Origin of the sequence: Acidovorax sp. 69 (genome assembly GCF_002797445.1) — a bacterium.
Taxonomy (GTDB): Bacteria; Pseudomonadota; Gammaproteobacteria; order Burkholderiales; family Burkholderiaceae_C; genus Acidovorax.
Window position 1 is genome coordinate 2,239,123 of the sequence record NZ_PGEP01000001.1, and the last position, 23,750, is coordinate 2,262,872.

The 23,750-nt window shown below is 62.6% G+C and carries 24 protein-coding genes and 1 pseudogene; 16 read left to right on the plus strand and 9 right to left on the minus strand.

Annotated features, from left to right (window positions below; genetic code table 11):
- The first annotated feature begins 16 nt into the window (after nt 1–16).
- The 10 genes and pseudogenes from andAc to CLU85_RS10340 all read left to right on the plus strand — a co-directional run bounded on the left by andAc (nt 17) and on the right by CLU85_RS10340 (nt 9,398).
- A complete protein-coding gene (gene andAc, locus CLU85_RS10295; RefSeq protein ID WP_100412476.1) occupies nt 17–1,297 on the plus strand; it encodes an anthranilate 1,2-dioxygenase large subunit AndAc in 1,281 nt (426 codons plus the stop codon).
- A gap of 12 nt (nt 1,298–1,309) precedes the next feature.
- Complete coding sequence (gene andAd, locus CLU85_RS10300; RefSeq protein ID WP_100410181.1) at nt 1,310–1,792, plus strand: anthranilate 1,2-dioxygenase small subunit AndAd; 483 nt, start codon at nt 1,310–1,312, stop codon at nt 1,790–1,792.
- A gap of 8 nt (nt 1,793–1,800) precedes the next feature.
- Nucleotides 1,801–2,148, plus strand: a complete 348-nt coding sequence (gene andAb, locus CLU85_RS10305) for an anthranilate 1,2-dioxygenase ferredoxin subunit AndAb (protein ID WP_100410182.1) — start codon at nt 1,801–1,803, stop codon at nt 2,146–2,148.
- Between the two features lie 96 nt (nt 2,149–2,244).
- A complete protein-coding gene (locus tag CLU85_RS10310) occupies nt 2,245–3,456 on the plus strand; it encodes an ABC transporter substrate-binding protein (protein WP_198509168.1) in 1,212 nt (403 codons plus the stop codon).
- Between the two features lie 36 nt (nt 3,457–3,492).
- A complete protein-coding gene (locus CLU85_RS10315) occupies nt 3,493–4,413 on the plus strand; it encodes a branched-chain amino acid ABC transporter permease (RefSeq protein ID WP_100412478.1) in 921 nt (306 codons plus the stop codon).
- A 1-nt stretch (nt 4,414) separates the two neighbouring features.
- Nucleotides 4,415–5,410 carry a branched-chain amino acid ABC transporter permease gene (locus CLU85_RS10320; protein ID WP_100410183.1) on the plus strand — a complete coding sequence of 332 codons (996 nt, stop codon included), beginning with the start codon at nt 4,415–4,417 and terminating at the stop codon, nt 5,408–5,410.
- The gene (locus CLU85_RS10325) at nt 5,407–6,165 is read left to right on the plus strand and encodes an ABC transporter ATP-binding protein (protein WP_100410184.1); all 759 of its coding nucleotides are present in this window, start codon (nt 5,407–5,409) and stop codon (nt 6,163–6,165) included. The genes CLU85_RS10320 and CLU85_RS10325 overlap by 4 nt, the downstream gene beginning before the upstream one ends.
- A 14-nt stretch (nt 6,166–6,179) precedes the next feature.
- A pseudogene (locus CLU85_RS10330) lies at nt 6,180–6,880 on the plus strand (ABC transporter ATP-binding protein).
- An 18-nt stretch (nt 6,881–6,898) separates the two neighbouring features.
- Complete coding sequence (locus tag CLU85_RS10335; RefSeq protein WP_100410185.1) at nt 6,899–8,011, plus strand: CDP-6-deoxy-delta-3,4-glucoseen reductase; 1,113 nt, start codon at nt 6,899–6,901, stop codon at nt 8,009–8,011.
- Nucleotides 8,012–8,336: 325 nt separating this feature from the next.
- A complete protein-coding gene (locus tag CLU85_RS10340; protein WP_100410186.1) occupies nt 8,337–9,398 on the plus strand; it encodes an aldo/keto reductase in 1,062 nt (353 codons plus the stop codon).
- A gap of 70 nt (nt 9,399–9,468) precedes the next feature.
- On the opposite strand, the gene CLU85_RS10345 is transcribed toward CLU85_RS10340, so the two are convergent.
- A complete protein-coding gene (locus CLU85_RS10345; RefSeq protein ID WP_100410187.1) occupies nt 9,469–10,884 on the minus strand; it encodes a M20 family metallopeptidase in 1,416 nt (471 codons plus the stop codon).
- A 25-nt stretch (nt 10,885–10,909) separates the two neighbouring features.
- Nucleotides 10,910–11,908 carry a tripartite tricarboxylate transporter substrate binding protein gene (locus tag CLU85_RS10350; protein ID WP_100410188.1) on the minus strand — a complete coding sequence of 333 codons (999 nt, stop codon included), beginning with the start codon at nt 11,906–11,908 and terminating at the stop codon, nt 10,910–10,912.
- Nucleotides 11,909–12,085: 177 nt separating this feature from the next.
- Between CLU85_RS10350 and CLU85_RS10355 the strand changes: the two genes are divergently transcribed.
- From CLU85_RS10355 to plsY, 3 genes are all read left to right on the plus strand, one after another.
- Entirely contained in the window at nt 12,086–13,057 is a 972-nt protein-coding gene (locus tag CLU85_RS10355) for a LysR family transcriptional regulator (RefSeq protein WP_100410189.1), read from the plus strand.
- A gap of 62 nt (nt 13,058–13,119) precedes the next feature.
- The gene (locus CLU85_RS10360; RefSeq protein WP_100410190.1) at nt 13,120–13,611 is read left to right on the plus strand and encodes an aminoacyl-tRNA deacylase; all 492 of its coding nucleotides are present in this window, start codon (nt 13,120–13,122) and stop codon (nt 13,609–13,611) included.
- A 36-nt stretch (nt 13,612–13,647) separates the two neighbouring features.
- The gene (plsY, locus tag CLU85_RS10365) at nt 13,648–14,313 is read left to right on the plus strand and encodes a glycerol-3-phosphate 1-O-acyltransferase PlsY (RefSeq protein ID WP_100410191.1); all 666 of its coding nucleotides are present in this window, start codon (nt 13,648–13,650) and stop codon (nt 14,311–14,313) included.
- A gap of 58 nt (nt 14,314–14,371) precedes the next feature.
- Here plsY and CLU85_RS10370 read toward each other — a convergent pair whose 3' ends face one another.
- The 3 genes from CLU85_RS10370 to CLU85_RS10380 are packed head-to-tail and all read right to left on the minus strand — an operon-like array spanning nt 14,372 to nt 16,595.
- On the minus strand, nt 14,372–15,391 hold the full coding sequence (locus CLU85_RS10370) for an HD-GYP domain-containing protein (RefSeq protein WP_100410192.1): 1,020 nt from the start codon (nt 15,389–15,391) through the stop codon (nt 14,372–14,374).
- Nucleotides 15,392–15,404: 13 nt separating this feature from the next.
- On the minus strand, nt 15,405–16,064 hold the full coding sequence (locus CLU85_RS10375) for a TIGR02281 family clan AA aspartic protease (protein WP_100410193.1): 660 nt from the start codon (nt 16,062–16,064) through the stop codon (nt 15,405–15,407).
- A 45-nt stretch (nt 16,065–16,109) separates the two neighbouring features.
- Nucleotides 16,110–16,595 (minus strand): YajQ family cyclic di-GMP-binding protein, encoded by a 486-nt coding sequence (locus CLU85_RS10380; RefSeq protein ID WP_008906652.1) that lies wholly within the window; start codon nt 16,593–16,595, stop codon nt 16,110–16,112.
- Nucleotides 16,596–16,668: 73 nt separating this feature from the next.
- On the opposite strand from CLU85_RS10380, the gene murB reads away from it, so the two are divergent.
- Nucleotides 16,669–17,742, plus strand: a complete 1,074-nt coding sequence (gene murB, locus CLU85_RS10385; protein WP_100410194.1) for a UDP-N-acetylmuramate dehydrogenase — start codon at nt 16,669–16,671, stop codon at nt 17,740–17,742.
- Nucleotides 17,743–17,783: 41 nt separating this feature from the next.
- Nucleotides 17,784–19,145, plus strand: a complete 1,362-nt coding sequence (locus CLU85_RS10390; protein WP_198509169.1) for a diguanylate cyclase — start codon at nt 17,784–17,786, stop codon at nt 19,143–19,145.
- A gap of 125 nt (nt 19,146–19,270) precedes the next feature.
- Here the strand turns inward: CLU85_RS10390 and argG are convergent, their stop codons facing one another.
- From argG to CLU85_RS10410, 4 genes are all read right to left on the minus strand, one after another.
- On the minus strand, nt 19,271–20,608 hold the full coding sequence (gene argG, locus CLU85_RS10395) for an argininosuccinate synthase (protein WP_100410195.1): 1,338 nt from the start codon (nt 20,606–20,608) through the stop codon (nt 19,271–19,273).
- Nucleotides 20,609–20,637: 29 nt separating this feature from the next.
- On the minus strand, nt 20,638–20,955 hold the full coding sequence (locus CLU85_RS10400; protein WP_100410196.1) for a pyrimidine/purine nucleoside phosphorylase: 318 nt from the start codon (nt 20,953–20,955) through the stop codon (nt 20,638–20,640).
- A 171-nt stretch (nt 20,956–21,126) separates the two neighbouring features.
- Nucleotides 21,127–21,789: a glycine zipper 2TM domain-containing protein gene (locus CLU85_RS10405; RefSeq protein WP_100410197.1), complete on the minus strand. Its 663-nt coding sequence runs from the start codon at nt 21,787–21,789 to the stop codon at nt 21,127–21,129.
- 151 nt (nt 21,790–21,940) lie between these two features.
- Nucleotides 21,941–22,366: an ArsC family reductase gene (locus CLU85_RS10410; protein ID WP_100410198.1), complete on the minus strand. Its 426-nt coding sequence runs from the start codon at nt 22,364–22,366 to the stop codon at nt 21,941–21,943.
- Nucleotides 22,367–22,414: 48 nt separating this feature from the next.
- On the opposite strand from CLU85_RS10410, the gene folC reads away from it, so the two are divergent.
- The gene (gene folC / locus CLU85_RS10415) at nt 22,415–23,740 is read left to right on the plus strand and encodes a bifunctional tetrahydrofolate synthase/dihydrofolate synthase (protein ID WP_100410199.1); all 1,326 of its coding nucleotides are present in this window, start codon (nt 22,415–22,417) and stop codon (nt 23,738–23,740) included.
- Nucleotides 23,741–23,750 lie beyond the last annotated feature (10 nt).

Here is a 23,750-nt window from a genome sequence, read left to right on the forward strand (position 1 = left end):
CGAAAAGGTGCTGCCCATGTCCGAAATCCCTGTTGTTGAAGTTGCACCACCTGCCTCGCTGAAGGCCCAGCGCCAGGTGTTTTTCCCGCAGCCTGATGGCTCCAACGTACCGTACCGCGTGTTCAGTGCGCAAGAGGTTTACGACCGTGAACAAGAGCGCATCTTCCGGGGCCCCGTCTGGAGTTTTCTGGGGCTGGAGGCCGAGATACCCAACGTGGGCGACTTCAAGTCCACCTTCATTGGTGATACGCCCGTGGTGGTCACCCGCACCCCTGACGGCCTTTCGTGCTGGGTCAACCGCTGCGCCCACCGTGGCGCCATGGTGTGCCGCGAAAAGCGCGGCAATGCAGCGAGCCACACCTGCGTGTACCACCAGTGGAGCTTTGCGGCCAATGGCGACCTGCAGGGTGTGCCATTTCGCCGGGGGCAAAAGGGCATGGTCGGCATGCCCAAGGACTTCAAGCCCGAAGAACACAACCTGCATAAGCTGCGAGTGGACAGCTACAAGGGCCTGCTGTTTGCCACCTTCAGTGACGACACCCCGCCGCTGCCCGAGTACCTGGGCGCCGAGATGCGGCCGTGGATCGACCGCATCTTCCACAAGCCCATCGTCTACCTGGGCTGCACGCGCCAGTACTCCAAGTCGAACTGGAAGCTGTACTTCGAGAACGTGAAGGACCCGTACCACGCGAGCCTGCTGCATTTGTTCCACACCACGTTCAACATCTTCCGCGTGGGCATGAAGGCGCGCTCCATTCCCGACGCCACACACGGCCTGCACAGCATCATCACGGTGACCAAGCCCGAGGTGGAGACGGACACCGCTGCGGCCTACAGCGCACAGAACATCCGCTCGATGGACGAAGGCTTCTCGCTCGAAGACCCGACGCTGCTGGGGCAGATCAAAGAGTTCGATGAGATGACCACCAACCATATCCAGCCTATCTTTCCGCAGCTGGTGGTGCAGCAGATCCACAACACGCTGGTGGCGCGCCAGCTGCTGCCCAAGGGGCCCAGCAACTTCGAGCTGGTGTTTCACTTTTTTGGCTACGAGGACGACACGCCCGAGATGCGCGAGCTGCGCCTTTTGCAGGCCAACCTGGTGGGGCCTGCGGGCTACATCTCGATGGAAGACACCGAGGCCACCGAGCTGGTGCAGCGCGGCACCGTGCGCGATGGCGACAAGCATTCCTACATCGCCATGGCCCGCGAAGCGCCGGACCAGCAGGACACCGTCATCACCGAAAACCTGATCCGCCGCTTCTGGGTGGGCTACCAGAAGCTGATGGGCTATTGAGGAACCACCGAGATGACAACACAACAAAGACTGCAACTGTGGACCGAGTTGCTGGAACTTCAGCACCGCTATGTGAGTGCGCTGGACACCAACCGGCTGGAAGACTGGCCTGGCTTTTTCGTGGAGGACTGCCGCTACGAAATCATCCCCAAGGAGAACTTCGATGCGGGCTTTCCGGCGCCCATCGTGTATTGCCGCAATGCTGGCATGTTGCGCGACCGTGTGCTCTCGCTGCGCAACGCCAACATCTTTGAGGACCATGCTTATCGCCACGCCACGTCGGGCCTGGTCATCACCGGCGTGGAGGACGGCGTGGTGCGCACGCAGTCGAGCTACATCGTGGTGATCACCGGCCAGGCCGGGGATTCCAGCGTGTACCAGGCGGGCACTTACCTTGACGAAGTGGTGCAACACGAAGGCGAGTGGCGCTACCGCAGCAAGCGGGTGGTGTACGACACCTTGCGCGTGCCGACCTTGCTGGCCACTCCCATCTGAGGCCCACCATGCAAACAACCACAGACATTCAGAACACCGAACCCACCTGTGCCGCTTGGCACGACGTGGGCGAACCCGATGATTTCCCGGACGGCGCCGTCTGGCCCGTGGTGGTCGGTGGCCTGCCCGTCGCGGTGTTCCGTGAGGGTGAGGGCTTGTATGCCCTGTACGACCTGTGCACCCATGGCGCCGCCAAATTGTCCGACGGCTACGTGGAAGACGGCTGCGTGGAATGCCCCTTGCATCAGGGCACCTTCGACATCCGCACGGGCGCCCCTTGCAAGGCGCCGGTCACCGAAGCGGTGCGCACGTTCCCGGTGCGCGTGGTGGCGGGGCGGGTCGAGGTGGGCGTGTAGCGCCCTTGGTGGTGCATGCGCCCGCAGAGCGGGCGGTTGGCAGACCAGGTGGTTCGCACCGATTTTCTTTTGAACGTTGTTAGACAAGGACTGAACATGGCTCTCACATTTCGCTCAACCTCCCGTGTGCACGCAGTGGCGCGCCTGACAGCCCTGGTGGCCCTGGTGGCCTGCACCTCGGTGTCTGCCATTGCGCAGTCCGGCCCTATCAAGGTCGGTATGGCGCTTGACATCTCGGGCCCGTTTGCAGGCCCTGGGGCCGAGGCGCGTGACGGCTTTGCCCTGGCGATCAAACAGCTCGGGGGCAAGCTGGGCGGCCAGCCTGTCGAGTTTGTGCAGACCGACATGGCGGGCAGTCCTGATCAGGCCAAGCAGCTGGTAGACCGCTTTGTGCAGCGCGAGAAGATCGATCTGTTCACCGGCCCCATTGCCTCCAATGTGGCGCTGGCCGTGGCACCGTCGTTGTTTGCAGCCAAGGTGCCCTACCTGTCGAACAACGCAGGCCCCAGCCAGCTCGCAGGCGCCCAGTGCAATGCCTATTTCTTCGGCACGGCTTACCAGAACGACCAGTTCCATGAGGCCGCAGGCCAGTTTGCGGCCGACCAGAAATTCGGCCGCATGGTGGTAATGGCGCCCAACTACCCTGCGGGCAAAGATGGCATCACCGGCTTCAAGCGCAAGTACAAAGGCCAGGTGGCCGATGAGATCTACACCAAGGTCGGGCAGATCGACTACGCCACCGAGCTGGCCCAGCTGCGCGCAGCCAAGCCCGATGCGGTGTATTTCTTCCTGCCCGGTGCCATGGGCATCAACTTCATCAAACAGTTTGTGGGCGCAGGCCTGTCCAAGGACATCACGCTGGTCACCAGTGGCTTCTCGGCCGATGAGGACATCATTGGCGCGGTGGGCGACCCCATGCTGGGTCTGTTCAACACTACACATTGGGCGCACGACATGGACAACGCGGCCAACAAGGCCTTTGTGGCCGCCTTTCGCAAGGAATACGGCGGCCGCTATCCGTCCATTTACGCAGCCCAGGCCTATGACGTAATCGCAGCCATGGACGCCGCCGTGAAGGCCGCAGGGGGCAAGGTGAGCGACAAAGAGGCCCTCATCAAGGCCTTGGCCAAGGCGCAGTTCCCCTCGGTGCGCGGCTCGTTCCGCTATGCCAACAACCACTACCCGGTACAGAACTTCTATCTGCGCACCATCGGTAAAAACGCCGAAGGCCGCGTGACGAACAAGACCATCAAGACGGTGCTGGAGAACTATGGCGATGCCTATGCCAGCCAGTGCCCCTTGAAGTGATCGTTGGCAGCCCATTTGCACAGGCCATTGCGCACCATGAATCCGATACTTGTCTTCGAGCAACTGCTCAACGGCGCGGGCTATGGCCTCATGCTGTTCCTCATCGCTGCGGGCCTTACGCTGGTCTTCGGCATCATGGACGTGATGAACCTGTCGCATGGCTCGCTGTTCATGGTGGGGGCCTATGTGGCGGCCACAGTGCATGTGCAAAGCGGCTCGCTGGCAGGCGCCGTGCTAGTGGCCATTGCGGCCACGATGCTGGTGGCCGTGCTGCTGGAGGTGACGCTGATGCGCCGCCTGTATGGACGTGACCACCTGGCCCAGGTGCTGGCCACGTTCGGTGTCATTCTGGTGGCCGACGATGCCGTGAAGATGGTGTGGGGCCCGTCCCCCGTGATGGCGCCCACGCCCGCCGCATTGGCGGGGCCGGTGGAGCTGTTCGCCGGCTTGCCTTATCCCTCGTACCGGTTGGTAGTGCTGGGCGCCGGGGTGCTGGTGGCAGGGCTTTTGTACCTGTTGGTCAATCACAGCCGCGTGGGCATGCTGGTGCGGGCGGGGGCGTCCGACCGGTGGATGGCCGAGCTGATGGGCGTGCGCGTCAAGCGCGTGTTCAGCGGCATCTTTCTGCTGGGGGCTGCGCTGGCCGCACTGGCCGGTGCGCTGATGGGGCCCATCATGGCCGTGCAGGTGGGCATGGGTGAATCCATTTTGATCCCTGCGCTGGTGGTCATTGTCATTGGCGGCATTGGTTCGGTGCGGGGTGCCTTTGTGGCCGCGCTGCTGGTGGGCCTGGTGGACACCATTGGCCGGGCATTCTTGCCGCTGCTGCTGCGCGCCACACTGCCGCCGGCCGTGGCTGCGGACCTGGGACCGCTGTGCGCCGAAGTGGCCATGTACGCATTGATGGCCGCAGTGCTGTCTTTCCGCCCTGCGGGGCTGTTTTCTGCCAAGGGCTGAGATGTCTGCCTCCCTGACTTCCACATCTGCCGTACTGCAGCCCGCTGTGGCACCGCGTTGGCGCGGTGCGTTAGTGCCTCTGTTCCTGCTGGGTGCGCTGGCGCTGTTCCCCCTGGTGGCTGCGGCGCTGGGGCTGGATTTCTACATTGGCTTTGTGCGCCGTGTGCTGGTGGTGGCACTGGCCGCAGCCAGTCTGAACTTCATCATGGGTTTTGGCGGCATGGTGGCGTTGGGGCATGCCGGTTTTGTGGGCGCAGGGGCCTATGCGGTGGTCATGCTTTCAGACGCGGGGGTCACATCGGCCTGGCTGGTGTGGGCTGGGGCCATGGCTCTTGCTGCATTCGCTGCGTTGCTGATCGGCGCGGTATCGCTGCGCACCAAGGGCGTGTACTTCATCATGATCACGCTGGCTTTTGCGCAGATGCTGTATTACGTGTTTGTGTCGCTGCGCAGCTATGGGGGCGATGATGGCTACACGCTGATGATGCGGCCTGGGCTGGGCCTGGGGCTGAACAGTGCTGATGAGTCCCCGCTGTATTGGGTGGTGCTGGCGCTCGTGGCTCTGGTGCTGTGGTGGCTTGACCGGGCCACGGCCTCGCGGTTTGGTACAGCGCTCGCTGGCATTCGCGACAACGAGTCCCGCATGCGGGCGCTGGGATACCCGGTGTATCTGCTGCAGCTCACTGCGTTTGTGTTGGCGGGCGCCGTGGCGGGCCTGGCGGGTGCGCTGCTCGCCACAGGCAATAGCTTTGTGAGCCCGTCGATGATGCACTGGACGCAATCAGCCACGCTCATCGTGATGGTGGTCATTGGTGGCCTGGGCCGGCGCTGGGGCGGTCCGGTGGGGGCTGCGGTGTGGCTCACGCTCGAAGAGGTGCTCAAGCTCAACACCGACTACTGGCACATGCCCTTGGGGGCGCTGTTGATAGCCACCGCGCTGTATGCGCCCAAGGGCCTGGCTGCGCTGGCAGACCTGCGTGCAAGGAGCACCCGATGAGCCTGTTTCAAGTCGAAGGTCTGGTCAAGCGTTTTGGCGGCCTGCTGGCCACAGACCATGTGAGCCTGTCGGTGGAGCGGGGAGAGATCCACGCGCTGATTGGCCCCAACGGCGCGGGCAAGACCACGCTGGTCCACCAGATCTCGGGCCTGCTGCAACCCGATGCGGGGCGTGTGCTGCTTGATGGCGTAGACATCACGCCGCTGCCCATGCACCGCCGTGTGGTGCACGGGCTGTCGCGCTGCTTTCAGGTGACACGCATCTTTCCTGCGCAGACGGTGCGCGACAACCTGCTGCTGGCCGTGCAGGCGCACAGCGGTTCCAGCTTTCGTTTTTTGCAGCCACGTTCGCAAGCAATTGACCTGTACGCCAAGGCAGAACAACTGGCCGAACGCGTGGGGCTGCAACACCGCCTTGCCGACACAGCGGGTGCCTTGCCGCATGGCGCGCAGCGCACGCTGGATGTGGCGCTGGCACTGGCGGCGGCCCCCAAGTTGCTGCTGCTGGATGAGCCGATGGCTGGCATGGGCCCGGATGAGTCGCAGCAGATGGTGCAGCTCATCGAGGCCTTGCGCAAGGACATGGCGGTGTTGCTGATCGAGCACGACATGGAGGCAGTGTTCCGCCTGGCCGACCGGATCTCGGTGCTGGTGTATGGCCGTGTTCTCACCGCTGGCTCGCCCGACGAGATTCGCAACCACCCCGAGGTGCAGGCGGTGTACCTCGGCACCGAAACGTTGGAGACCACTGCATGAGCGCGCCAGAGCCCTTGTTGAGTTGCGAGGCCCTGGAGGCCGGCTACGGCGTGAGCCAGGTGTTGTTCGGCATTGACCTGCAGATCGCGGCAGGCGAAGTGGTCTCGCTGCTCGGGCGCAACGGCATGGGCAAAAGCACCACCATCAAGACCCTGGTTGGCGCGCTGCGCCCCACAGCCGGTGGCATCCGCTTTGCGGGGGAGGCGACCGGCAGGCTCAGGTCCGATGCGATTGCCCGCTTGGGCATGGCCATCGTGCCCGAGGGACGCCATGTGTTTCCCAACCTTACCGTGCGCGAGCACCTGGTGGCCTTTGCCGACCATCGCAATGGCCTGCGCGATGCGTGGGACCTGGAGCGTATCTACGGCGTGTTTCCGCGCCTCAAGGAGCGCCAGAACAACCTGGGCAACCAGCTCTCGGGGGCGAGCAGCAGATGCTGGCCATTGGCCGCGCGCTGTCCACCAACCCGCGCCTGCTCATTCTGGACGAGGCCACTGAAGGCCTGGCCCCGGTGATCCGCGAGGAGATCTGGCGCTGCCTGGCCACGCTCAAGGCGGCAGGGCAGACCATTCTGGTGGTGGACAAATACGTGCACCGGCTGGTGGATCTGGCCGACCGCCATGTGATTCTGGAGCGCGGGCGGGTGGTATGGCAGGGCGACTCTGCCGCGCTCAATGCAGACCGCAGCCTGTGGTCGCGTTACCTCACGGTGTGACGGGCAAAGGGCTGGGTCATGAAAGACTTTGATTTGGACTTGGACTTGGATCGATTGAACCCGCCATCTGCACCGGTATCTGGTGACCCCTCTGCGCAGGAGCACCGTGTCACGTTGCTTCCGGCTGGCAAGGTGTTTGTGGCCCGGGCCGGTGAGAGCCTGCTGGACGCTGCGGCACACGCGGGCATCCGCCTGCCCCATCAGTGCAAAACGGGCACCTGTGGCGCCTGCAGGGCGCTGGTGCTGAAGGGGCGGGTCGACGGCATGGCAGGGGCTTCACCCACCGCATTGACGACCGAAGAGCGGGCCCAGGGCCAGCGCCTGTTGTGCTGCTCGGCAGCGGCGGGTGATTTGGAGCTGGAGTGTGCCGAGATTCCCCACATTCCGGGTATCGAGGTGCGCAAGCTGCCGGTGCGGGTGGTGGCCATGGAGCGCCTGGCAACCGATGTGATGCGCGTGCAGTTGCAACCGCCTGCTGGCCAGCGCTTGCACTACGCGGCAGGCCAGTATGTGGATGTGCTGCTGCCTGGCAACCGGCGGCGCAGCTATTCGCTGGCCACCCCGGCGCGCGAGGGGACTGAACTGCTGGAACTGCATATCCGTCACCTGCCGGGCGGCCAGTTCACCGACCAGGTGTTCGGCAAACTCAAGGTCCGCGATGTGCTGCGTATCGAAGGGCCGCTGGGTACCTTTGGCATGCACACCGCCACCGATACCCCCGCCATTTTGTTGGCCAGCGGCACGGGCTTTGCCCCCATTCAAGCCCTGGTCGAACAATCGGCACGCAGTGGTAGCCAGCGCCAGGTGCACCTGTATTGGGGTGGCCGTACCCGATCTGACCTGTACCTGCACGGCCTGTGTGGGGAGTGGGAGCTGGCATGGCCTGGGCGGCTGCGCTATGTGCCGGTGCTGTCTGAAGCCTCGGCCGCTGATGGCTGGACCGGGCGCACCGGATGGGTTCACCAGGCAGTGCTGCAGGACCACCCCGATCTTTCGCAGCATGAGGTGTACGCCTGTGGCGCCCCTGCCATGGTGGATGCAGCGCGGCGGGATTTTGTGGCCCATGCAGGCTTGCCGTCCACCGCGTTCTTTGCTGACGCGTTTGTGGCGCAACGTGACCCAAAGGTGTAGTGCGCTACTGAATAGATAGCTGCTAGCGCTTGATGAATAAGCGCTTGTAGCCATTTTTGTTCAATTTTTCGATGGAATACGGGTGCGTGTCGGCAGGGGGCTCATGCGCGGCAGGCGTGTGTGGCGCGGCGTCTGCCGGAGCGGTGGGTCGCCCGATGCCCCCTGGCACACCCCCAACGGCGTTCGCTTGTACCATCCTCCACCGTAGCCGAGGCAGCCCACCGTACTGGCTGCGGCGGCGGCCGCCTCGTGCAGGTGATGGTCACGGGCGGTTCTCCGTCAGTGCTGCAGCATTTCTTTCCTTGTCTATTGGAGTTTTTTCCGCATGAACAAAGTCCCCTTGGGTCAGAGTGACCTGCTTGTCACCCCCATCTGCCTGGGCACCATGACGTTTGGTGAACAGGTCCAGGAAACCGATTCGCACGCCATCCTGAGCCGGTCGCTGGAGCGGGGCGTGAACTTCATCGACACGGCCGAGATGTACTCGGTGCCAGCCAAGGCCGAGACCTTTGGCGCCACCGAGACCATCATTGGCAACTGGTTTGCCAAGAACCCCGGCGCGCGTCAGAAGCTGGTGGTGGCTACCAAAGTGGCGGGCCCTTCGCGCGGCATGCCCTGGGTGCGCGAGGGCAAGAGCATGACCCCCGCAGACATCGTGGCCTCGTGCGAAGGCAGCCTGCGCCGCCTGCAGACCGATGTGATCGACCTGTACCAGATCCACTGGCCTGAGCGCCATGTGCCTGCCTTCGGCACGCTGTACTACGACCCCGCCAAGGAGACCTCGACCACGCCCATCCACGAGCAGCTCGAAGCGCTGGCGGGGCTGGTGAAGGCGGGCAAGGTGCGGTACATCGGTCTGTCAAACGAAACGCCCTATGGCGTGCACGAGTTCGTGCGCCTGGCTGAGCAGCACGGCTTGCCCCGTGTAGCGACGGTGCAGAACCCGTACTGCCTGATCAACCGCACCTGGGAAAACGGGCTGGATGAAACCTGCCACCGCCTGAATGTGGCGCTGCTGGCCTACTCGCCGTTGGGCTTTGGCCTGCTGACGGGCAAGTACGACGACAGTGGCATTACCGGCCCATCGGCACCCCAGGGCGCGCGCATTGCATCGTATGAGTCTGTGCGCAAGCAGCGCTGGGGACGCCCCGAGGCGCTGGAGGCCTCGCGCCGCTACAACGCACTGGCGCGTGCCAACGGCATGACACCCACGCAGATGGCGCTGGCCTTCTGCTACACCAAGTGGCAAGTCGCCAGCACCATCATCGGTGTGACCTCGGTGGTGCAGCTGGACGAAGACCTGGCGGCCTGGGGCACGACGCTGTCGCCCGAGGTGCTCAAGGCCATTGACGCCATTCGCTGGGAGATGCGCGACCCGGCGCTGTGATCGCGTGGTTGTCGGGGAAGCAAAAAAGGGGCTGAAAGCCCCTTTTTTTGTACGGCCTTGAGCTGGGCGCCTATGCCGCAGTGGTCAGGCGGCCTTCGTGCCATGGCGTGCCGTGCGCCTCGCCCAGATCCCAGAAAATACCCGCCATGACGGCCAGCCCTTCGCGCGCCACGGGGGCCAGAAGGTGCTCATTGGGGGCATGCTGGGCGCAGGCTGGGTATGAGTGGGGCACCCACAGCGTGGGCAGGCCCAACTGGTCGGCGAAGATGTCGTTGGGCAGTGAACCCGCCAGGTTGGGCAGCAGCGTGGCGGGTTGGCCCGCGCTGGCCTCCAGAGATGCCAGCGTCCAGTCCACCCACGGGTTGTGCAGGTCCAGCCGCGTGGCGCCGCACACCATACCCATGGTGATGGTCACTTCCGTGAATCCGTGTGCGTCCAGGTGCTCACGCAGCGTGGCTTCCACGTTTTTCCAGTCGGTGCCCACCACAAAGCGCAATTGGCAATGGGCCACCGCTTGGGAGGGAATGGCATTCACCGGCCGCTGTGCGTTGCCCGAGCCCAGTGCCAGCACCTCCAGCGTGTTCCAGCCCACCAGTTGCTCTGCAGGCGTGAGGCCGGGTTCGCCCCAGCCGGGCGTGAGCGCCGGGTCATCGGCACCCGTGCCAATGGCCACGTCTTTCAAGGCAGTGCGCAGCTTGTCGGGCACTGCGGGCGGCAGCAGGCCCTTGACCAGAATGCGGCCCTTGGCATCCATCAGCGTGGCCAGGGCGTGCGTGAGCACCGTCGCCGGGTTGGCCAGCACGCCACCCCAGTTGCCGGAGTGGTAGGCCTTGTCGCGGCTGCGCACCGTGAGCGAAAAGTTGATGGCGCCACGTGAACCCAGGAAGAGGGTGGGGCGCGCAGCGTTCACGCGCGGGCCGTCGCTGGCCACAAACAGGTCGGCCTTCAATGCGTCGCTGTGCTGCTCGCAGAAGGCGGCCAGGCCGGGGGAGCCGGCCTCTTCACCCATCTCCATCAGCAGCGTCACGTTGTAGCCCAGGCGGCCTTGGCGGGCTTGCAGCGTGTGCGCCAGCGCCGAGAGGCTGACCGTGTGCTGGCCCTTGTTGTCGGCGGTGCCTCGGCCGTACCAACGCTCGCCTTCAATGGTCAGATCCCAGGGCGACAGGCCCTCACGCCAGGCGCTGTCCTGACCGTTGACCACATCGCCGTGACCATAGGTCAGTACCGTGGGCAGAGCGGCGTCTTCCACGCGCCGCGCCAGCATCAGCGGGCCGCCATCGGGGGCTGGGTTGTCCAGCACCTGGCAGTCAAAACCCAGTGGCTCCAGCCAGGGAACGATCTCGTCCGTGAGGTAGGTGCGCAGCGCGGGCACCACCTGCCCCGTGTCGCTTTCAGTGCGCCAGGCCACGCGACGGCGCAGGTCGGTGGCAAAGCGGCCATCGTCGAAGTAGCGTTGCACGCTCTCCATCAGTTGTTGTCGGTTCATCGTGCTTGTCCTTGTCTGGTGTGTATCAATCCACCACGATCTTGGCGCGGTGGGCCAGTGCGCGGTAGCGACCAATCTCGTTGTCCATGGCAGCATGCATGGCCTTGGGGCCCACAAACACGGGTTCCATGCCCTGGGCACGAATCTGTTCCTGCAGGTGGGTGTCACGCATGGCGGCCTCCACCTCCTTGATCAATTTGTCCACGACGGGTGCGGGTGTGCGCGCCGGGGCGGCCACGGCATACCAGCCATCAAAGGCCGCGTCAGGCAGCTTTTGCTCCACCACGGTGGGCACCGAGGGCAGGGCACGGGCGCGCTCGTTGCCCGCGATGGCCAGTGCCCGCAATTTGCCGGAACGCACATGCGGCGCAGCACTGGCCACCGTATCGATGGCCATCTGGATCTCGCCGCCGATCAGCCCCATCATGGCCTGCGCACTGCCCCGGTAGGGCACATCCTGCAGGCGCACATTGGCTGCTTGCTCCATCAGCGCCCCGACCAGATGTGGGGCCGAACCTGATCCGAACGTGGCGTAGTGGATGGTTTGGGGCGCGGCCTTGGCTGCTGCCAGCAGTGCGGCCAGGTCTTTGTAGGGCGAGTTGGCGTTGACCACGATCACCAGTGGTGCGCGCGCAATGATGGCCACAGGGGCCAGGTCCTTGAGCGGGTCATACGGCAGCTTGTGTCGCAGCGCTGCGTTGACGGTGTAGCTGGTGGAGCCCGACACCAGCAGCGTGTAGCCGTCGGGTTCTGCTTTCACCACGCTATCTGTGCCGATGATGGTGGAGGCACCTGGCTTGTTGTCTATGACCACTGGTTGGCCCAGGCGCGCAGACAGCTTCTGGCCCAGGGCGCGGGCCACGGCATCGGTGCCGCCTCCGGGAGGGAAGGGTACGACCATGCGCAGCGGGCGCTGTGGCCAGGCCTCGGAGGAGGGGGTTGTCTGGGCAAAGGACAGGCCGCTGGTGCTGGCGAGGGCGGCCAGGGCAACGGACAACAACGAGATTCGAGCAAGGCGTTTCATGCGGACTCCGGTGGTAAGGCCCTGGCAACAGGTCGCACCGCCGGAAAAGCGGCGCGGCTGGTGCGCAAGGGCATGGATGAATTGGAGCCTCAAGACATGCAAGATGGATGCTGGTTTACCATTGCTTTGAATAGAGATTTGGCAATTGACCGTTGCCTTTATGTGAATCAATAAACCATGCCCATTTCACTGCTCAGCCTGCCTTTGCGCTACTTTCTGGAAGTGGCGCGCGCCGGCTCCGTCAATCAGGCAGCGCAGCGCCTGCACGTGGCCGGGTCGGCTGTGAGTCGCCAGTTGGGCAAATTGGAAGGCAGCCTGGGTGTGGTGCTGTTTGAGCGCCAGGCCCGTGGCATGAGCCTGACCGAGGCGGGCACCCGGTTGCTGGCCCATGCCAATGCCCACGATGCGCAGGCACTGGAGTTGGTGGAGCAATTGCACGACCTGTCGGTGCAAGGCGCTCTGCGGGTTCGACTGGCCTGCACGGAGGGTTTTGCGGCCAGCTTCATGCCGCTGGTGATGTCGGGCTTTCGTCAGGTCCATCCCCAGGTGCAGCTGCAATTGCAGGTGGCCGTGCCGCAGGAGGTGTCCACATTGGTGCTGCGGGGCGAGGTCGACCTGGCACTGAAGTACAGCGTCGCACCCGAGAAAGGGCTCCAGGTGCTGCATTCGGCCATTGCCCCGATCTACGCGATCATGCCGGTGCTGCATCCGCTGGCCCGCCAGCACAGCGTGAGTGTGGCCGATGTGGTGCGTTACCCGCTGCTTCTGGGGGCTGGCAACACGACTGGGCGGCAATTGTTTGACCTGAGCTGTGCCGTGCAGGGCGTGCGCTATGTCCCGGCGGTGGAGAGCAATTTTTCGTCGGCGTTGCTGCCCTTGCTTGAAGGGCACGATGTGGCGTTGGCCAGCTATTTGACGGCGGCGCGCTGGGTGGAGGCGGGGCTTCTGGCAGCCCGGCCCTTTGACGAGGCGCAGTTACAGCAGCGGCGCCTGCAGGTGTTGGCGGCCCAGGGGCGTTCTCCGTCAGCCTTGGTGCAGCAGTTCACGCAGGCGCTTGTGGCGGCCATCGAGGAGTATGGCAAGCGCAAGGTAGGGCGGCGCAAGGGGGCGACCAACGAGGCAACTAAGAGGGCTGGGGCCGTGTTCTGATCCTGCTGTGGTTTTGGGGTGTGCACAAATGGATACCATTGGCGATCCACGCACTTTGCACCATGGCCAAGAGAGATCACGTTTCCGAGACACCCGCCACCCAGTTGCTCAAGGCGAACAAGGTGGTTTTTACCGAGCACCCCTACGAATATCTGGAGCATGGTGGTGCGCTGCACAGTGCCCAAGTCTTGGGGCTCGACCCTTACACCGTGGTCAAGACATTGGTCATGCAGGACCAGGATGCCAAGCCCCTGTTGGTGTTGATGCATGGCAATCGCAAGGTCTCTACCAAGAACCTCGCGCGCCAGATTGGGGCCAAGTCGGTGGAGCCTTGTGCGCCGGAGGTGGCCAATCGGCACAGTGGTTACCTGGTGGGTGGCACATCGCCGTTTGGCACACGGCGAGCGATGCCGGTCTACGTTGAGGAGACCATTCTTGCGCTGCCGCGCATTGCCATCAACGGTGGACGCAGAGGTTTTCTGGTGCAGATCGATCCACAGGTCTGCCTGCAGCTGCTGGCCGCAAAACCTGTGCTTTGCGCGCTGGCAGAATAGCCCGCCCGCCATGAATCTCATCCATAAGGAGTTGCTTTGACCGCCGTGTATCCCGTTCTTGCCGCTGTGGCCGCCTACCTGCTGGGCTCGCTGTCGTTTGCCGTCATCGTGACGCGTGTCATGGGCCTGAGCGATCCCCGCACCTACGGCAGCAAGAACCCCGGGGCCACCAATGTGCTGCGCTCTGGCAGCAAGCCTGCGGCCATCGTGACGTTGCTGCTCGATGCCATAAAGGGCTGGTTGCCCGTGGCCCTGGTCATGTGGTTCGGACACCCCTATGGCCTGGAAGACGGTACTGTGGCGATGGTCGGATTGGCCGCTTTCCTGGGGCATCTGTGGCCGGTGTTCTTTCGTTTTGAGGGTGGCAAGGGGGTTGCCACGGCCTTGGGTGTGCTGTTCGGCATCAGTGGCTGGCTGGGCCTGGCCACAGCGGCCACCTGGCTCATCATTGCGTTCTTCTTCCGCTATTCCTCGCTGGCGTCTCTGGTGGCTGCCGCTTTTGCGCCGGTGTATTACCTGCTGGTGGATGGTGTGGTTTGGTATGCCGAGGGCACGATCGCTGCCTCGATGGTGGTCATGGCGCTGCTGCTGGCAGGGCGCCACAAAGAGAACATCCAGCGGCTGATTGCGGGCAAAGAATCACGCCTGGGCAGCAAAAAGGCCAAGGCTGCCGCAAATGGTTCGGGCAAGGCCCCGAAATAGGCGGCTAACTATTGCCAGTTCGATGGCCGCGCCTGGCCGATCGGGCTGCTGTGGAGGCTCAGAGCGAGCTTGGCCCGGTGATCAGTCCGCGCAGACCCGTGCTGTGCTGGGCTGCATACAAACCCAAACGCACCATGGTGCGGTGATTGAGTTCCAGGCTCACCGCAGAGCGTGCCAAGGCCGACTGGATGCGCGGTTTTCCAGAGGCAGTCTGGTACAGGCTAGGCTGGACCTGGTGCGTGCCAGTGTGGTCCAGCAGACTGGCTACCAGCGGGTGGTTGGCCTTTTCGCTGCGGCGCAGCACGATGGCGGTTTCACCGTTGTCCAGTTTCACAAAGGTGCCCGGAGGGCATAGGCCGATGGACCGCACCAGGGTGTAGCTCACCTCATCACGCTGGTCCACTTCTTGCCCCACGATGGCACGCACCGAATCGGTGGCGCTGCGGCCGGCGCGCGATTTACGGGGGCTGATCATGGCTGCATAACGGTCTATGGTTCCCAGAATGCGTGTGAGCCGGTCCTCTGGTTCCTGTTGGGCCAGAGGGATGCGCTCCGCAATGTTGGCGTGGTGCTGCCCTACCACGTCCAGCCACAGCGCATCGTTGATGAACAGGCGCTCCAGCAGCATCATGCTTTCTTCCGGATGGCTTTTGATGGCCTCCTGCTGCGTGGCGTTGGGCCGCTCGCGTTGCTCTGCCAGCTCGTCCTGCAGGGCCGTCATGCCAATGTTCATGGTGAGCGCAGCCCGCACCAGACTGTCGCGCTCCCGTTGCGGGAGTTGGAGTTCAAGCGCCATGATGTGGCACAGCGTGCCGCAGACCAGCGCATGGGACGCGCTGTAGCCCACGGTAGAGGTGGATGCCAGCTGGAACATCAGGTACAAGGCGGCATCGTTATCGTGCGCCACCAGGTCCTGCAACCACTTGTCGAACTGCCGCACCTTCCCCGGAAAGTCTTGCACTTGCAGGGGCCGGGACAACAAGACCGACAGGGCTGATTCCAGATCAGACCAGAGGCTCAGAAGATCCTCGTACTCACCTTCGGAGTGCGGGTGGCTGACGGGAGGGTGGGCAGACATTGCGCGGGCCGTGTCAGTTGCGTTTTTCCAGCACCATCTGGTCGTTGATGCGGGTCATCTGAAATTCGGTCAAAAAGCTGTTGCCCAGCAACACATAGGGCATGGATTGAGAGGTGATGATGGCTTCCACCCCAAACACCTCTACATCACCAATGCGGACGGAGTCGAGTTTCATCCGCCACCCCTGGCCCATGCCGTTGGCGGTATTCACCCGCACTGGCTGGCCGTTTTGGTACTTCAGTCCCATGCGTTCGGCGTCGGGCCGTCCAATGGCCACGGTGGAGGCACCTGTATCCACCATGTATTGCATCACCTGTCCGTTGATGGTGCCGTTGCTCACGAAATGCCCGCGGCTGTCTGCGACCAAAGTGACCTTTTTGCCGCCACTGCGACCGCCAACGCTCACGGGGGCCTCGCCCAGGCGAAGGGTGCGCCGCGCACCTTTGACCTCCACGGTGGCTTCTTCTTTAGTGACGGCAATCACTTTCACGCCCTGGTATTCGTCTCCGGCACCCACAGCACGGGGTGGGTTGGCATCCACCACCAGCAAAGCCTTGCTGCCCAAAACGCCCGCCAGTGCGACCGCCTGTGCTTGGGCCCCTGTCGGCACCAGCAACAGCCCACAAAGGGCTACCAGAGTGGGTAGCCGGCGCGGCGTCTGTAGGCGTGACATGGCAAGGGCGTTGTCTGTGAGGAATGCGGCGCGTTCGTTTGCCGCTCAGTCGCGAAAGTTGTCAAAAGACAGTGGCACGTCGGTCACGTCCTTGCGGATCAGCGCCATGGCGGCCTGCAGGTCGTCGCGCTTGGCACCGGTGATGCGCACCTTGTCCTCCTGGATGGCTGCTTGCACCTTCAGCTTGCTTTCCTTCATGAGTTTCTGGATCTTCTTGGCCAGCTCGCTCTCGATGCCATTGCGCACCTTGATGACTTGCTTGACCTTGTCTCCACCCATTTTCTGCACATCGCCCATGTCCAGAAAGCGCACGTCCACGTTGCGTTTGGTGAGCTTGTTGCGCAGCACGTCTTCGATCTGCGTGAGCTGAAAATCGGCGTCTCCGATCAGCGTGATGTCCTTGTCCTTGATCTCGATGCTGGCTGACGTGCCCTTGAAGTCAAAGCGGGTGCCAATTTCCTTGGCGGTGTTCTCTACGGCATTCTTCACTTCAACCAGGTTGGCTTCGCAGACGGTGTCAAAAGATGGCATGGTGGCTCTCAATCTCGGGAATACGGGGGCGGTCCGCTCGGCCCTCAGAGGGGCGGATGCGACAATCGGGCCAATGGTAGTCGAGAAAAACGTCCCTTTGCAGCCCTGGAACACCTTTGGCATCGCTGCACGTGCCCAAACCCTGGTGCGCGTGCGCTCCGCAGCAGATTTGCACGCGGTGCTGGCCGATTCAGCGCTGGCCCCCTTGCCAAAGTTTGTGCTGGGTGGTGGCAGCAACATCGTCCTGACGGGGGATGTAAAACCCCTGGTGCTCAAGATAGAGATCAAGGGGTTGCGCCTGGTTGAAGAAACCCCCAAGGCCTGGATCGTGGAGGCGGGCGCGGGAGAAGTATGGAGCGATTGTGTCGCCTGGACGCTGAAACAGGGATTTCCTGGGCTGGAGAACCTGGCGCTGATACCTGGCACCGTGGGGGCTTCGCCTGTGCAGAACATTGGTGCCTACGGTGTGGAGTTGCAGGACCGTTTTGAAGCGCTGGATGCCATTGATCTGGCCACGGGCCAGCCATTCAGGCTTGATGCGGCGCAATGTGGTTTTGGCTACCGGGATTCGGTATTCAAGCATGCCCCCTCGGATGCGCAGGGCGCCGGTGAATTGCCGCGTGGCATGGGGCTGGCGGGCCGAGCGGTGATTACGCATGTGCGGTTTCGTCTTCCCAAGCCGTGGAAGCCCGTATTGGGCTATCTTGATCTGGAGCGCCGCCGTATGGAGGAGGGTGTGGAGCACCCCAGCGCGCAGCAGATCTTCGACTGGATCTGTGACATCCGCCGCGCCAAACTGCCCGATCCCGCCGTGGTGGGCAACGCGGGCAGTTTCTTCAAGAACCCCACGGTGTCGCCCGACCAGTGCGCCGACATCATTGCGCGCGAGCCCAAGATCGTTCATTACCCCATGCCGGATGGCAGCATCAAGCTGGCCGCTGGATGGCTGATCGATGCGTGCGGCTGGAAAGGAAAATCCATCGGCAAGGCGGGCGTTTACGAGAAGCAGGCGCTGGTACTGGTCAACCGTGGCCATGGTGGAGATAGCGTGACGGGGGGCGAGGTCATGACGCTTGCCAAGGCGATTCAGACCAGCGTTTATGAGCGCTTTGGCATTCGCCTGGAGCCCGAGCCGGTGGTGGTGTGAGTTTTTCAGTGCACGGTTTTTTTCAATGCCTGGTGGCTGGGGTGTTGTGCTTCGCGGCCTCGCTGTCGGCCGCCCAGCAGCTCTCCGAGAGTGAGACGGTCTATCTGGCATCACAAAATCCCGTGAGCCTGTGTGTGGACCCTGACTGGTGGCCGTTTGAGACGATCAACACCTCCGGGCAGCATGTGGGTATTTCGGCAGATTTGCTGGATCTGGTGGCAAAACGTCTGGGAATGCAATTCAAGCTGCACCAGACCCGCACCTGGGAAGAGTCCCTGGTGGCGTCGCAGGCGGGAAACTGCCGTCTCATGAGCTTTCTCAACCGTACGCCTGAGCGCGAGCGCTGGCTCATTTTCACGGAACCCCTGCTCAGTGACCCCAATGTGCTGATCACCCGGGAGGAACACCCCTTCATCGCCAATTTGTCTACGCTGTCTGGCAAAACCATGGCCCTGCCGCGTGGCACGGCCATGATGGAGCGGTTGCGTGTGGACTACCCCCATCTCATTCTGGTGGGCACGGAGTCCGAGGCCGAAGCGTTGAAGATGGTGTCTGAGCGCAAGGCCGACATGACGCTGCGCTCTCTCATCGTTGCTGCGCACACCATCAAACAGCACGGCTGGTTCAATCTCAAGATATCTGGGCAGATACCTGGGTATGACAACCAGTTGCGTGTGGGCGTTCTCCAATCCGAAACGGTTCTCCGTGATCTGCTCGACAAGGGAATCGCCACGCTGACTGCCGAGGACCGGTCGCGTGTGGTGGATCACCATGTGTCGATCAATGTGGTGACTCAGGTGGATACCGACTACACCCTGGTTCTGTGGCTTTTGGCCTTGTTGGCCGCCGTGGCGCTCACCAGCCTGGTGTGGATGCGCCGACTGCACCAGCTCAATGCCCAGTTGCGTACACAGTCGCAGACAGACCTGCTGACCGGCTTGCTCAATCGCCATGGTCTTGCGCGCTCATTTGCACTCGACGTGGAGCGTGCGCAGCGGTATTTGCGCCCGTTGTCGGTGTTGATGCTCGACATCGACCATTTCAAGCGCATCAACGACGGCCAGGGCCATCTGATGGGCGACAAGGTGCTGGTCGAGTTGGCACGCGTGATCCAGGCGACGGTGCGACAGGTGGATACCGTGTGCCGCTGGGGTGGCGAGGAGTTTGTGGTGGTCTGCCATGAAACCACGGGCGAGCAGGCTGCGCAGCAGGCCGAGCGCTTGTTGCAGTGCGTGCGTCAGCATGCTTTCGCCCATGGGCAACCGGTGACAATCAGCGCGGGCGTGGCCACGGTACGGTCTGGTGACTCGGTGGAAACCCTGCTGGCACGGGCAGATGGTGCCCTGTACCAAGCCAAGACCACTGGCCGAGACCGTGTGTGTGATGAGCCACCGCAGTCGTGAGACAGACCTTCTTTTTGCTATGTAATTTGTAGCTACTGGCGCTTTATTGACGTGCGCTGCCGGCAAAAATGGCAATAAAAAAGCGCCCCGAGGCGCTTTTTTATCATTGCAGCGAGGTATCCGCTTTATTTGTCGTCGTTGCTCAGCTGCGGCAGCGGCGAGCCGTGCCCCAGTGTCAGCAGCCCAGACTTGGCATAGGTCATGAGCTTGCTGCGCGTGTCCACGATATCCAGATTGCGCATGGTCAGTTGACCGATACGGTCTGCGGGGGAGAACGGTGCGTCCTCCACCTTCTCCATCGACAGGCGCTCGGGGTGGTACGTGAGGTTGGGGCTTTCGGTGTTGAGCAGCGAATAGTCGTTGCCACGGCGCAGTTCCAGCGACACGGTGCCGGTCACGGCGCGGGCCACCCAGCGCTGGGCGGTTTCGCGCAGCATGATGGCCTGCGGGTCGAACCAGCGGCCCTGGTACAGCAGGCGGCCCAGCTTCAGGCCGTTCATGCGGTACTGCTCGATGGTGTCTTCGTTGTGGATGCCGGTCACCAGGCGCTCGTAGGCGATGTGCAGAAGCGCCAGGCCAGGGGCCTCGTAGATGCCGCGGCTCTTGGCCTCGATGATGCGGTTCTCGATCTGGTCGCTCATGCCCAGGCCGTGGCGGCCACCGATGCGGTTGGCTTCCAGGATCAGCTCTACGGGGTCGTTGAACTCCACGCCGTTCAGCGCCACGGGCTGGCCTTCTTCAAAGCGCACAGACACTTCCTCGGCCTTCACTTCGACTTCTGGCTTCCAGAACGCCACACCCATGATGGGGTTCACGATGCGGATGCCGCTGGACAGGAATTCCAGGTCCTTGGCCTCGTGTGTAGCGCCCAGCATGTTGCTGTCGGTGCTGTAGGCCTTCTCGGCGCTCATCTTGTAGCCAAAACCGGCCTGCGTCATGAACGCCGACATCTCGGCGCGGCCGCCCAGTTCGTCGATGAACAGCTGGTCCAGCCAGGGCTTGTAGATCTTGAGGGATGGGTTGGTCAGCAGGCCGTAGCGGTAGAAACGCTCGATGTCGTTGCCCTTGAAGGTCGATCCGTCGCCCCAGATGTTGACGTCGTCTTCCTTCATCGCGGCCACCAGCATGGTGCCGGTCACTGCACGGCCCAGGGGTGTGGTGTTGAAGTAGGTCAGGCCGCCGGTGGAGATGTGGAAGGCGCCAGCCTGCAGGGCGGCAATGCCTTCATGGGCCAACTGCGTGCGACAGTCGACCAGGCGGGCTTGTTCTGCACCGTATTCCATCGCCTTGCGGGGGATGGCGTCGTAGTCGGGTTCGTCGGGCTGGCCTAGGTTGGCGGTGTAGGCGTAAGGTATGGCGCCCTTGAGCTTCATCCAGTGCAGCGCAGCGCTGGTATCGAGGCCGCCTGAAAAGGCAATACCGACTTTTTGCCCGAGGGGCAGGTTTTGGAGAATGGTGGCCATGTGCGGAGTCCGTTGCAGTCTGGGTGCGATTAGCCGAAATGGCAGACGTAGTGGTAAGCCTCGGTGACGCGGATGTCAAACTTCGAGTTGCCGGGCACGCTGAACTTGTCGCCGGCTGAAGACTTCACCCAGGCGTCGGTGCCAGCCAGTTTGTATTCGCATGAACCAGCCACGCATTCCATGATTTCAGGAGCGCCGGTATTGAATGTGAGCGTAGCGGGCAGTACCACCCCCACCGACTTCTTGGTGCCATCAGGAAAGGTGATGCCATGGCTCACACACTTGCCGTCAAAGTACACATTGGCCTGGGTGGTGACGGACACGCCGTCGATTTTTTCGGTGGTCATGGATGCGCAGGTTTGGGTGAAGGAAACCCAAGATTTTAGGGCAGGGTGAAAGTGACGTTTGCTGCGCAGGCCTACGAAACCTGCAGGCGGGGCCATTGACTCCAACAAAAAGAGCCCCGAGGGGCTCTTTTCTTCATGTCCTGCTGGCGTTGCGCTGCAGATGCTTCGTGTCTAGCGCCAATAGGGATTGCGATGGTGCGGGTAGTAAGGCCGCCCGCTGTCGTAGCCGTATTCAATCACCGTGACGGGCGGTGTGACGTAAGTGGGGGGCTGTTGGTAGACCGGTTGCGCAGGGTAGGTGGATGTCACTACGCCGGGCTGGCTGTAGACACCTTGTGCGGCATATGGGTCTGGCTGGGTGGAGTAGGTTTGACCTGCAGGCTGGACGTTCACTGGAATCCAACGACCCGGATCGTTCTGGGTCCGCGTGGTGTATTGCCTGCCAGCGTATTCGTAGACCACGTTGTAGCCTACGGTGCGGTTTTCATAGTAAGTCTCGGTGGTGCAGCGCTGCACGTTTTGGTACTGCGGCTGACCGTTGCCCTCGATCTGATTGCCCACGACGGCCCCACCCAGCACGCCAATGGCGGTGGCGGCAGCACGGCCACTGCCTTTGCCAATGCTGTTACCGACAGCGCCGCCTGCGATGGCGCCAATCACGGCGCCAGTCCCTGTGGTGCGGTTGCCGTTGTAAACGGTTTCATTGCCGCATACCTGCTGAGGGATGCCGACCTGCTGAACGATGGGCGTCGCAGACAACACGCGGCCCTGTTCTTGCGCACTGGCCATGGTGGCGATGGCTGCCATGGCAGAAAAAATGACGATCTTTTTCATGGAGAAACTCCTTTTCGGGTCGGTACATAACGCACCAGACGGAAGAAAAGTTTAGGCCCGTAAGGTCAATTCGGGGCCTGGCCGTCGTAAATCTGCGTAAAGATTTGTGCGATTTTCCCGTGTTGGCTGGCAAATCTCAGCCAGATCCCTGTCAGTCAGATCCACTTCCGCGGGTTTGTCCGGTTTTGTGTTCTGCGTCCAGCCATGTTTGCCATTGATCGGGAGCGTAGCCCACAGAAAGCCGGGTATGGCCTGCGCTGCGCCACTCGACCACAGGGCGTTTGATCACGCTCGGCTGGCTTTGCATGAGAGCGCTGGCGCTGGCGTCGTCTTTCACTGCCGCCTGCACGTCGGCCTCCAGCTTTCTCCAGGTGGTCCCCTGGCGGTTGACCAGCTTGTGCCAGCCCAGGGCGTTCATCCAATCGGGGAGATGTTCCGTGGGGACGCCTTGTTTTTTGAAGTCATGAAACTGGTAGTCGAGCCCATGTTCGGTGAACCAGAGGCGGGATTTTTTGACGGTATCGCAGTTCGGAATACCGTAGAGGGTCATGCTCACGTTTTTCATGCCGAGCATCATCCTCGAAATTCAAATGGTGAAGTCAGCTCGGCGACAATCCCCCGCTGTATGCAAATCAAACCCCACACACTGGAAGGGTGGCTGCGCCACTGCGAGCAGTTGCACCCCCACAACATTGACATGGGCCTGGACCGGGTCAGTGAAGTTGCGCGTCGTATGGCGCTGCGTTTTGAGTGTCCTGTGATCACGGTGGCGGGCACCAATGGGAAGGGCTCCACCTGCGCCATGCTGGAAGCCGTGGCCCAGCAGTCGGGCTACCGAACCGGGGTGTACACATCGCCCCATTTGGTGCACTTTGAGGAGCGCTGCCGTGTACACGGGGAGAGCGTTTCTGCATCTGATTTGATAGCGCACTTTGATGCTGTGGAGTGCGCGAGAACGCAAAATGGCAATGAAATATCCCTGACCTATTTTGAGTTCACTACCCTGGCTATCCTTCGGTTGATGAGCCACTCGCTGCTGGATGTTGCGATTCTTGAGGTGGGGCTGGGCGGTCGTCTCGATGCGACGAACATCATTGATGCCGACTGCGCCATCATCACCAGCATCGACATCGATCACATTGAATATCTTGGGCCCGATCGCGAGAGCATTGGCCGCGAGAAGGCGGGCATCATGCGCACCGGTCGCCCTGTGATCGTGAGCGATCCCGTGGCCCCGCAGAGTGTGGTGGACCATGCGCGGGAGATTGGTGCGGACCTCTGGAGTTTCGGGCGCGATTTCAATTTCTCGGGTGACAAGCAGCAATGGAACTGGGCGGGGCGCGGTCGGCGTTATGCGGGGCTCGCATATCCCTCCTTGCGCGGAGCGAACCAGTTGGTCAATGCCTCGGGCGTGCTGGCTGCGCTGGAGGCCTTGCGGGATCGACTTCCCGTGACCGCGCAGGCGGTGCGCAATGGCTTGGCTTTGGTTGAGCTTCCAGGCCGGTTCCAGATCGTGCCGGGCCAGCCGACCTTGGTGTTGGATGTGGCACACAACCCCCATTCTGTGGCGGCACTCACGGCCAATCTGGATGCGATGGGGTTCTTTCCCACCACGCATGCGGTGTTTGGCGCCATGGCTGACAAGGACCTGGCGCCCATGCTGGCCAAGGTGGGCCCCTTGGTGGACCGTTGGTACTTCACCAATCTGCCAACCCCCCGCGCTGAGTCTGCGGCTACCTTGCAGCAGAAATGGAATGCCGTCCACATGGTGGCGGGCGGCCGGCGTGAAGTCACGTCCACCTTGCATGCCGACCCCATGCGGGCCTTGCAGGCAGCGGTCGCTGCCGCAGACCCCGCTGATAGAATCGTGGTCTTTGGCTCGTTTTACACGGTAGGTGGTGTGCTGATCAACGGAACACCTCGCCTGCACGCCAAACATCTGGGCGCATAAGGTCCGCACG